7 protein-coding genes and 1 pseudogene are annotated in these 10,971 nt (G+C 73.3%); all 8 read left to right on the top strand.

The genetic code is table 11. The annotated features are described in order from the left end of the window. Nucleotides 1-110 precede the first annotated feature (110 nt). Nucleotides 111-1,266, top strand: a pseudogene (locus IPL61_38340) (IS4 family transposase). 121 nt (nt 1,267-1,387) lie between these two features. Beyond that, on the top strand, nt 1,388-2,437 hold the full coding sequence (locus IPL61_38345) for a hypothetical protein (protein ID MBK9037047.1): 1,050 nt from the start codon (nt 1,388-1,390) through the stop codon (nt 2,435-2,437). A gap of 207 nt (nt 2,438-2,644) precedes the next feature. Then, entirely contained in the window at nt 2,645-4,984 is a 2,340-nt protein-coding gene (locus IPL61_38350; protein ID MBK9037048.1) for a hypothetical protein, read from the top strand. Nucleotides 4,985-5,076: 92 nt separating this feature from the next. Next, entirely contained in the window at nt 5,077-5,409 is a 333-nt protein-coding gene (locus IPL61_38355; protein ID MBK9037049.1) for a hypothetical protein, read from the top strand. Nucleotides 5,410-5,461: 52 nt separating this feature from the next. Then, nucleotides 5,462-6,997, top strand: coding sequence for a VCBS repeat-containing protein (locus IPL61_38360; GenBank protein MBK9037050.1), 1,536 nt, complete (start codon nt 5,462-5,464; stop codon nt 6,995-6,997). After that, on the top strand, nt 6,913-10,146 hold the full coding sequence (locus IPL61_38365) for a hypothetical protein (protein ID MBK9037051.1): 3,234 nt from the start codon (nt 6,913-6,915) through the stop codon (nt 10,144-10,146). The genes IPL61_38360 and IPL61_38365 overlap by 85 nt, the downstream gene beginning before the upstream one ends. A 5-nt stretch (nt 10,147-10,151) precedes the next feature. Next, nucleotides 10,152-10,673 carry a hypothetical protein gene (locus IPL61_38370; protein MBK9037052.1) on the top strand — a complete coding sequence of 174 codons (522 nt, stop codon included), beginning with the start codon at nt 10,152-10,154 and terminating at the stop codon, nt 10,671-10,673. Then, on the top strand, nt 10,634-10,971 hold a 338-nt coding region (locus tag IPL61_38375), incomplete at its 3' end, for an RHS repeat-associated core domain-containing protein (protein MBK9037053.1). The genes IPL61_38370 and IPL61_38375, both read left to right, overlap by 40 nt.

Below are 10,971 nucleotides of genomic sequence, written 5' to 3' on the forward strand. Positions count from 1 at the left end.
TCCTCGTTTTGAGGGCGTAAATGCGTGAGATTGCTCCCGACGTTTCTTTGTCGTCGACGGAATTTCGGTTCGACGCCGCTGGTTCTCGCGGCATGATGAAACGCCGCGCGATGTCGAGCTTCGTGAAGAACCCGCTGCAGGTCGCCGAGACGATCGACCAAGTCTTCGGTGACGACCTGCACGCGCTGCGGGTGCGGTCGCTGGCGAATGGGGTCGTGGGCGTCTTGGACGCGGCGGTGCTATCGGTGCACGCGATCGGGCGCGGCTACGCCCAGGCGACGAATCACAGCGCGAAGCATGGGGTGAAGCAGACCGACCGCATGCTCAGCAACGACGGGTTCGACATGTGGTCGCTGTTCCAGCCGTGGGCCGAGTTCGTCGTCGGGCCGCGCAAGGAGATCGTGCTCGCGCTGGACTGGACCGAGTTCGACGCTGACGACCACGCGACGCTCGCGGGCTACCTGATGACGAGCCACGGGCGGGCGACGCCGCTGATCTGGCTGACCGTCAAGAAGTCGACGCTGGAGGGCAAGCGCAACGGGTACGAGTACCGGCTGATCGAGCGGCTGCATGAGTGCGTCGCGACCGACGTCAAGATCACGGTGCTGGCAGACCGTGGGTTCGGGGACCAGAAGCTGTACCGGCTGCTCGAGACGCTGGGCTGGGACTACGTGATCCGATTCCGCGCGGCTATCCACGTCGAGGATGCCACCGGTGATCAGCGTCCCGCCGGCAAGTGGTTGCCACCCAGCGGGCGCGCCACGATGATCCGCGGCGCGAAGATCACGCGCACGCGTGCCGAGGTGCCTGCCGTCGTGGTGGTGCATGCGCCGCGCATGAAGGAGGCCTGGTGCCTGGCGACGACGCGGCGCGACGACAAGGCCGCCGATGTCGTCAAACTCTATGGCCGACGGTTCACGATCGAGGAGACGTTCCGCGACCAGAAGAATCTGCGCTTCGGGCTCGGCCTCTCGGCGACGCGCATCGGCAGCACCGACCGCCGCGATCGCCTGCTGCTGCTCGCGGCGGTGGCGCAAGCGCTCTTGACGCTGCTCGGCGCCGCCGGTGAAGCGTGCGGCCTCGATCGCCTCATGGGCGAAGACGAACACGTCGAAGAAGCGCACGATGTCGCTGTTCAACCAAGGCCTCAACCTCTACGCCGCGATCCCGATGATGGGCGACGACCGCCTCGCTCCGCTGATGGTCGCGTACGACGCCGAGGTCAAGCAGCACGCGTTCTTCCGCAAGGTCTTTGGCATCATCTGAATGAGGGGATGGCTCAGACGACGCGGTGGGGCGAGCGGTGCGGGTGGACCTGCCGAACGGGACGTACGCGACGACGACGGCAGGGGCGTGGGCGACCGTGGCGGCGAGCGCAGGGGACAACGTGCTGGACTCGACGTACCGGCTGGTGCGCGAGGGCCGACCGGTGGACGACGCGGAGCGCGTGGCCTACGAGCACGCGGCGGCGCACGCGGGGACGCCGACGGTGACGCACGTCGACGCGCGCGGCACGGCGTGCGCGGTGGTGGCGGTGGGGGACGCGAGCGCGGCGACGCGCGTCGAGCGAACGGTGACCGACGCGGGCGGGCAGGTGGTGGCGCAGGTGGATCCGCGGGGCCTGACTGCGTTCACCTACGCGCGGGACCTGCGGGGGCGGCCGCTGGCGCAGGGCAGCGTCGACGCGGGCCCGACGTGGGCGCTGGCGGACGCGTACGATCGACCGGTGTGGACCTGGGACGGGCGCGGGTTCGAGATCGAGCGCAGCTTCGATGTCGCGGACCGGCCGGTGGCGACGATCGTGCGCGACGGCGCGGCGCTCGACGCGCAGGTCGAGGTCATCGCGTACGGCGATGCCGACGCGGACCTGGCGTCCGCGAGGGCCGCCAACCGGCTGGGGCGGGCGGTGCGGGTGCGCGACGGGGCGGGCGAGGTGCGGACGGTGGCGTATGATCCAGCGGGCGCCGTGCGGACCACCGAGCGACAGCTGCGCGTCGATCTCGACGACACCCCCGACTGGCGCGGGGCGGTGGCGCTCGAGGCCGAGGTGCTGACGGCGGCGGCGCGGACCGACGCGCTGGGGCGCGGGGTGTGGACGCGGCTGGTCGACGGGACCGAGCGGCGCGACGCGTACCATCCGGGCGGCGCGCTCGCGCGCGTGCGGGTGACGACGCCGGACGGGGCGCTGGTCGACGTGCCGATCGTCGACGGGCTGGCGCGCGACGCGCACGGGCGGGTGGCGGCGGCGACCCTGGGCAACGGCGTGGGCCAGACCTGGGCGTACGATCCAGCGAGCGGGCGGCTGGTGGCGCAGGACGCGACGCGGGCGGGCCAGGCGCTGCAGGGCCTGCGGTTCACCTACGACGCCGACGGGCGGGTGACGCGGGCGCTCGACCTGGCGCAGGAGGGCGCGCGGCGCTGGTGCCGGCGGCGGTGAGCGCGCGGCGCGACTTCCGGTACGACGCGCACGGGCGGCTGGTCCCGGCGACCGGGTGCGTGCACCAGGCGCCCCTGCCGCACGGCTACATCCCCGGCACCGCCGGGACCGTCGGCGACGCGCGGCATCTGTCGCTCAACAACGGGCGCGCGCTCGGAGCGCTACACGCAGCTGTTCACCTACGACCCGTCGGGCAACCTGACGCGGATGCAGCACGCCGGCGCGACCGCGAGCTGGTCGACCGACTACTGGGTCGCGAGCGGCTCGAACCGCGCGACCGCGGCGCTCGATGTCAATGGAGTGCCGGTGGTGGATCCGGCGGCGATGTTCGACGCCGCGGGCAACATGGTGGCGCTGGCGCACCTGCGCCGGATGGCCTGGAGCTGGCGCGGGTGCCTGACCGAGGCCGTGACCGTCGAGCGCGCCGGCGGGCCGGTCGACGACGGCGAGCGCTACGCGTACGGCGCGGATCGGCTGCGGGTGCGGAAGGTCGCCACGCGGCTGGTGGTCGGCGGGACGGATCCGGTGATCGAGACCCGCGAGGTGCTGTACCTCGACGGTGGGCAGGAGCGCGTGCGGGTGCGGCGCGGCGCGACGGTGGTGCTCGAGCGCTGGACCACGCACGTCGCCGACGGCGAGCGCCGGGTCGCGGTGGTCGACCGCCACGTCGTGGACACGCTGGGGAATGAGGTGGACGTCGTGGGCCCCGCCCACGTGCGGTATCACGTGACGACGCCGCAGGGCTCGACCGCGCTCGAGCTCGACGCCGCCGGCGCGCTGATCTCGTACGAGGAGTACCTGCCCCACGGCGGCAGCGCGTTCATCGCCGGCGACGACGTCCGCGAGGTCGCCCGGCGCGACGTCCGCTACGCCGGCAAGGAGCGCGACCGCGCCACCGGCCTCGACGCCTACCCGCAGCGGTACTACGCGCCGTGGCTCGGCCGCTGGCTGTCGTGCGATCCGATCGGGCCCAAGGACGGGTTGAATCTGTACGCGTTCGTCGGGGGCGATCCGATCGGGATGGTGGATCCGGAGGGGACGGATCGGGAGAAGGCCCCGGTCAGCGAAGCGGAGCTACGGTTCGTCAACTTCCAGCTCGACAAGAACCGCAACCGCGTCATCGAAGCCGGTGAGATCGGCGGGCTCGATGCGTTCGCGTCGGTCTTCCACACGAGCCCGCGCGAGACCCTGGCGACGTGGCAGGGCGCCATGCGCGCGTTGTCCGGCGCCGGCTATCGCACCGACGACACGGTCGGGGCGCTGGTGGGGTCCCGGGAGGGGGCAGCGCCATCGGCCGCGTCGATTCCGGAGCTGGTCGAGCTGAACCGGCTGCTCGACGTGAACGGGAACCATGTGATCGAGTCGGCCGAGTTCACCGGCTTCAAGTCCAACGAGCAGGCGCTGCTCTGGGGCCGGTTGATGGCGGCCACCGCTGGCGCGGGCTACCAGGTCGATGCGGCGGTAGCTGCGTGGCTCCCAGCGAACTCCGCACGGGGGCTAATTGCGTACGACCACATCAAGAGCGCCGATGCGCTCAGCCTCGATGGCAACGGACGGAGCTACACCGAGCGCGGCGATCGCGAGGCGGCACAGCGCGAGTTGCACAAGTACGAGAACCCGCGCCGCGGCATCGCGATCGCCCAGATCGCCGTGACGCTGCTCGTGCCAGAGGTGGTGGTCCTCTATGAGGCAGGTGCGGCAGGATTCGCCGTGGGGGAACTCATCACGGGCCGAGACGGGCTCACGGGGGAGCAGAAGTCACGGGCCGATGCCGCAGCCGGCGTCGTGGGGCATGCAGCGAATGCCGGCATGGCACTCGTCGGGCGAGGCGAGATTCGCCAGGGCCTCGCCGACGGCCTGGCTCCGACCCGGCGCCCGGCGTTCGTGCGCCCGAACCTAGGCGCCGCTGAGGGCTCGCTCAAGGCGGCGCAGGAGGATGCCGCGCTGGGTGGAGCCACGATGCCAGGGAGAAGCGGAGCGGCCGCCGCGCCGAAACGATGGCAGGACTTCCTACCGCAGGCGAATGCACGGACCGAGGCCAGGCGCTCGTTTGCGCCGCCAGGTACGTTGGGCATGGCATCGGGGGGGCGATCGGTAGAGAATCAGGTCGTCACCGCGAGGGTTGCACCGGTCAGTGACTCTGCTGTGGCGAAGTCGATGAGGGCCGGGGATGCCGTCGTGGACACGACCCAAGGCGCGGAGGCGGCGGTGCAGGCGGCGCCTGTCTCAGGCCGACAGACACTCAACTCGGCGGGGCAAGATGTTGTCCGTTCGCTAGTGGCAAATGAGGACGAACTCTTGGCCGCGGCAGAGCGGGCCGCCGGCGGTACCCTGGATAGCCTTGCCGAGATCAAGCCTGGATGGTGGGAAGGTGCATTGGGCAACGGACAGCGGGTGAAGATCGAATGGGAGCCGGCCGGCCACGCCACGACCCTGGAGGGGCCGCACGTCACCGTTCGCGTCTGGGATGAGGCGAAAGGAACAAGGGGTGGGTGGCGCGTAGTGGAGAAGTACTTCATTGAGGGACAGGAGAAGTGGAAGAAATGACAGACGAACGACAGCAGTCATGGGACGCGGCTCTCGAGATGTTGCGCTCTCATGTCCCACAGGCGTCCGGGTTCGATCCTGATGATATCGACTTGGCGGCCAAGGCAAACGGGAAGCCCCTGGACTGGCGCAAGCTCGACCGCAGCGACCTGGAGGATCGACAGGTCTGGGGCGTGATTGCATCGCAACTTAACTGGGACCCTCAAGCGACAATGACAGTCGTCGCTGATGCCTGTTACGGCAAAGGACTCGGCCCCATGAAGATGCGATTCGGAGACTTCGAGCAGTGGCTGGAGCAGTTCGCTGAGCGCTACAATGATGAGGTATTCGGAGGTGACGCCGTCCTTCTCTGTGAAGAGGGGCTCGTGGTCGTTCATCACGAAGGCATCTTCGCGATCCTGCTGAAGGCATTCGTGATCGGTTAAGCATGCGTCCTCGACGAGAGCTTCCGTTTGGAGACGGACGTGGTTCCCGTCGGTGACGGGGCCGCTCGACGAGGTCGAGCGCGAGTTCGGCGAGCCGGTGGTGGTGCCGCTGCCGACGGGGGCGGAGGCGGCGCCGGGGTGCGGGCCCAACCCGCAGCTCGATCTGTCGTTCGCGGACATGACCGGCGACGGCATGCAGGACCTGGTGCGGGTGCGGCGGGGGCAGGTCGAGTACTGGCCGACGCTGGGCAACGGGCGGTTCGGCGACCGCGTGGTGATGGACGGGGCCCCGGCGGTGCCGACCTCAGCGCTCGAGCTGGCGTACGACGACGATCCGGCCGGCGCGCGGCTGATCGGGGTGACGCGGGTCGGGTTCGTCGACGGCGCGCGCGCCGAGACCGCGCCGCTGGTGTTCGCGTACGCGGGCGCGGGGCTCGACGAGACGTTCCTGCCGGCGACGACGACGACGGGCCTGACCGCGGCGCGGACGCAGCTGGTCGATCTGTACGGCGAGGGCCTGCCGGGCATCCTCTACCAGGGCGAGCGCGGGTGGCTGTACCAGGCCAACCAGGGCGGCGGACAGTTCGCGGCGCCAGCGGCGGTGGCGGCGCAGCCGAACTTCGAGCGCGGCGTGGCCGTGGCCGACGTCGATCGCGACGGCGACACCGAGCTGGCGGTGACGACCGGGCGCCAGGCCGGGTCGTTCGCGCTCGAGCGCGAGGAGCGGCGCTGGGCGGGGTTCCGGCCGTTCGCGGCGTGGCCCAAGCTCGAGGGCGCGGTCGGGCGCACGTTCTGGGTCGATCTGAACGGCGACGGGCGCAGCGACGCGGTGATCGCGCGGGGCGACGCGCTGGTGTGGTTCCCGTCGGTGACCGGGCCGCTCGACGAGGTCGAGCGCGAGTTCGGCGAGCCGGTGGTGGTGCCGCTGCCGACGGGGGCGGAGGCGGCGCCAGGGTGCGGGCCCAACCCGCAGCTCGATCTGTTCTTCGCGGACATGACCGGCGACGGCATGCAGGACCTGGTGCGGGTGCGGCGGGGGCAGGTCGAGTACTGGCCGGCGCTGGGCAACGGGCGGTTCGGCGATCGGGTGGTGATGGACGGGGCGCCGGCGGTGCCGACGACGGCGGCGTTCGACAGCGCGCGGGTGCGGCTGGTGGATCTGGACGGCAGCGGCACGGCCGACGTGCTCTACCTGGACGACGGGCGGGTGTGGCACTTCCCGAACCTGGGCGGGCGGCGGCTGGGGGACGCGGCGCGAGGTCGGGCACCTGCCGGCGTTCGACGGGCGCACCGCGGCGATCGCCGATCTGGCGGGCGACGGGCGGCCGGCGCTGCTGTGGTCGGCGCTGTCGCCGACGCGCACGCGGGCGCTGTCGTACCTGCCGCTCACGCCGGCGACGCCGCCGGGGATGCTGATCGCGGTCGACGACGGCTGCGGTCGGCGCACCGAGCTGACCTGGGGGCAACTCGGCGACGCACTACCTGCGCGACGCCGCCCTGGGCGTGCCGTGGGAGACGCGGCTGCCGTCGCACCGGCCGGTGGTCGACGCGCGGGTCGAGCTCGACCTGGTCGGCGGGACCTCGGTGACGACGCGGTACCGCTACCGCGACGGGTACTTCGACGGCGCCGGCGGGGCGTTCCGCGGGTTCGGCCGGGTCGAGACGCTCGACGTGCCGCAGGTGCTCGGCGACGCCGGGCCCGACGGACCGGCGTTCGCGCCGCCGCTCTTGACCCGCACCTGGTTCCACCTGGGCACGGCGATGTGGAACCACCACCGGCCGTTCGAGCCGTACACCGGCGATCCGCTGTTGCCGCGGATGGCGCCGCACGTCGAGGCGCCGGGCGCGCACCTGCCGGCCGACGCGTCGGCGGCGCTGCGGCTGCTCGCGGGCTCGGTGGTGCGGCGCGAGCGCTGGGCGGTCGACGCCGCCGAGGCGCCGGTGGCAGATCCGTTCGACGTCGAGGAGGCCAGCTACCAGCTGGTGCTGTCGCAGCCGCGGCGCGGGGCGCAGCGGCCGGTGTTCGGCGTGGTGCCGCGGGCGCGGCGGGTCGCGACCTACGACGGCGCCGCCGGCGATCCGCGCGTGACCGAGGAGCTGGTGCTGGCGCACGACGCCTGGGGCGCGCCGACGCGCACCGCAACTGTGGCGTACGCGCGGCGCGGCGCGGTCGATGATCCGGCGCAGACGCGGACCTGGGTGACGGTCACCGACGCGATCCGCGCCGACGTCGACACCGACGCGCAGTTCCTCCTCGGGGCCGAGGTCGAGACCACGCAGTGCGAGCTGGTGGGCGTGGCGCCGGTCGACGGGCAGCTCGCGCCCGAGGCCCTGACCGCGGCGGCGGTGACCGCGGCGCTGGCGACCCCGGCGCCGTTCGAGCAGGCGCTGGATCCGGCGGCGACCGCGCCGGCGGCGAGGCGCCTGGCGTGGCAGCGCACCTATTACTGGGACGCAGCGCGCGTCGCGATGGCGCCGCTGGGCGCGGTGGCGCCGGCGCCGCGGGTGCACCACGCCGAGGTGGCGTGCCTGACGCCGGGGCTGCTGGCGGCGACGCTCGACACCCGCGTCGACGCGGCGGGCCTGGCGGCGCTGGGCTACGTCCTGGCCGACGGTCACTGGTGGCAGCCGGGGCCGGTGCAGGAGGTGAGCGGGCCGTTCGGGCTGGTCACGCGCACGGTGCGCGGCGACGGCGCGAGCGCGCAGGTCGTCTACGACGCCGACCAGCTGGCGGTGGTCGAGACCATCGACGCGCCTGGGCTGTCGACGACGATGACGATCGACTACCGGGTGCTGGCGCCGGCGCAGACCGAGGATCCGAACGGGACGATCGCGCACGCGCGGTTCGACGGGTTCGGGCGGCTGGGCGCGGGCGGCACCGAGGGCCACGTCGGGACCGAGCCGTGGGGCAGCGGCGCGCTGGGCGCGTGGCAGCCGCCGGCGGGCGCGACGACCGCGTCGGTGCTGGCCGATCCGGCGGGGTTCCTGGGGGCGGCGGCGACGGCGACGTGGGTCGATGATCGAGCGTGGGTGCGGGACGGGGCGCCGGTGGCGGAGGTGACGGTGGCGCGGAGCGCGCTGGTGCACGACGGCGCGGGCGGTGGCGACGCGGCGGGGCCGCTGGAGGTGCGGGTGCGGTACCTCGACGGGTTCGGGCGGGTGCTGCAGGAGAAGGTGCGGGTCGAGGCGGGGCCGGCGATCGCGCGGGACGCGGGCGGGCAGGTGATCGTCGACGGGGGCGGGCAGCCGGTGCCGGCGGCGGCGACGACGCGGTGGCGGGTGTCGGGGCACGTGGTCTACGACGCGAAGGGCCAGCCGGGGCGGGTGTACGAGCCGTACTTCTCGGCGAGCGCCGCGTACGAGAGCGACGCGGTGCTCGAGCGGTTCGGAGTGGCGACGGTGACGAGCTACGACGCGGTGGGGCGAGCGGTGCGGGTGGACCTGCCGAACGGGACGTACGCGACGACGACGCCCGGGGCGTGGGCGACGGTGGCGGCGAGCGCGGGGGACAACGTGCTGGACTCGACGTACCGGCTGGTGCGCGAGGGCCGACCGGTGGACGACGCGGAGCGCGTGGCGTACGAGCACGCGGCGGCGCATGCAGGGACGCCGACGGTGACGCACGTCGACGCGCGGGGCACGGCGTGCGCGGTGGTGGCGGTGGGCGACGCGAGCGCGGTGACGCGCGTCGAGCGGTCGGTGACCGACGCGAGCGGGCAGGTGGTGGCGCAGGTGGATCCGCGAGGCCTGACGGCGTTCACGTACGCGCGGGACCTGCGGGGCCGGCCGCTGGCGCAGCAGAGCGTCGACGCCGGCCCGACCTGGGCGCTCGCGGACGCGTACGATCGACCGGTGTGGACCTGGGACGGGCGCGGGTTTGTGATCGCGCGCAGCTTCGATGTCGCGGACCGACCGGTGGCGACGATCGTGCGCGACGGCGCGGCGCTCGACGCGCAGGTCGAGGAGATCAGCTACGGCGACGGCGACGCGGACCTGGCGTCCGCGAAGGCCGCCAACCGGCTGGGGCGGGCGGTACGGGTGCGCGACGGGGCGGGCGAGGTGCGGACGGTGGCGTATGATCCGGCGGGCGCCGTGCGGATCACCGAGCGACAGCTGCGCGTCGACCTCGACGACACCCCCGACTGGCGCGGGGCGGTGGCGCTCGAGGCCGAGGTGCTGACGGCGGCGGCGCGGACCGACGCGCTGGGGCGCGGGGTGTGGACGCGGCTGGTCGACGGGACCGAGCGGCGCGACGGGTACAATCCGGGCGGCGCGCTCGCGAGCGTGCGGGTGACGACGCCGGACGGGGCGCTGGTCGACGTGCCGATCGTCGACGGGCTGGCGCGCGACGCGCACGGGCGGGTGGCGGCGGCGACGCTGGGCAACGGCGTGGGCCAGACCTGGGCGTACGATCCAGCGAGCGGGCGGCTGGTGGCGCAGGACGCGACGCGCGCGGGCCAGGCGCTGCAGGGCCTGCGGTTCACCTACGACGCCGACGGGCGGGTGACCCGGGCGCTCGACCTGGCGCAGGAGGGCGCGGCGGCGCTGGTGCCGGCGGCGGTGAGCGCGCGACGCGACTTCCGGTACGACGCGCACGGGACCAGGCGCTCCTGCCGCACGACTACATCCCCGGGACCGCCGGGACCATCGGCGGCGCGCGGCACCTGTCGCTCAACAACGGCGCCGCGCTCGAGCGGTACACGCAGCTGTTCACGTACGACCCGTCGGGCAACCTGACGCGGATGCAGCACGCCGGCGCCACCGCGAGCTGGTCGACCGACTACTGGGTCGCGAGCGGATCGAACCGCGCGACCGCGGCGCTGGATCCGAACGGCGTGCCGGTGGTGGACCCGGCGGCGATGTTCGACGCCGCGGGCAACATGGTCGCGCTGGCGCACCTGCGCCGGATGGCCTGGAGCTGGCGCGGCTGCCTGACCGAGGCCGTGACCGTCGAGCGCGCCGGCGGGCCCGTCGACGACGGCGAGCGCTACGCGTACGGCGCGGACCGGGTGCGGGTGCGGAAGGTGGCCACGCGGCTGGTCGTCGGCGGGGAGACGCCCGTGGTCGAGACCCGCGAGGTGCTGTACTGCGACGGCGGGCAGGAGCGCGTGCGGGTGCGGCGCGGTGCGACTATCGTGCTCGAGCGCTGGACCACGCACGTCGCCGACGGCGAGCGCCGGGTCGCGGTCGTCGACCGGCACGTCGTGGACACGCTGGGGCGGAGGTGGACGCCATCGGCCCCGCCCGCGTGCGCTACCACCTGACGACGCCGCAGGGCTCGACCGCGCTCGAGCTCGACGCCGCCGGCGCGCTGATCTCGTACGAGGAGTACCTGCCCCACGGCGGCAGCGCCTTCATCGCCGGCGACGACGTCCGCGAGGTCGCCCGGCGGGACGTCCGCTACGCCGGCAAGGAGCGCGACCGCGCCACCGGCCTGGATGCGTACCCGCAGCGGTACTACGCCCCGTGGCTCGGCCGGTGGCTGTCGTGCGATCCGATCGGGCCCAAGGACGGGCTGAACCTGTACGCGTTCGTCGGCGGCGACCCGATCGGGATGGTGGA

It is taken from the genome of Myxococcales bacterium (genome assembly GCA_016717005.1).
In the GTDB taxonomy this organism is placed as follows: domain Bacteria; phylum Myxococcota_A; class Polyangia; order Haliangiales; family Haliangiaceae; genus UBA2376.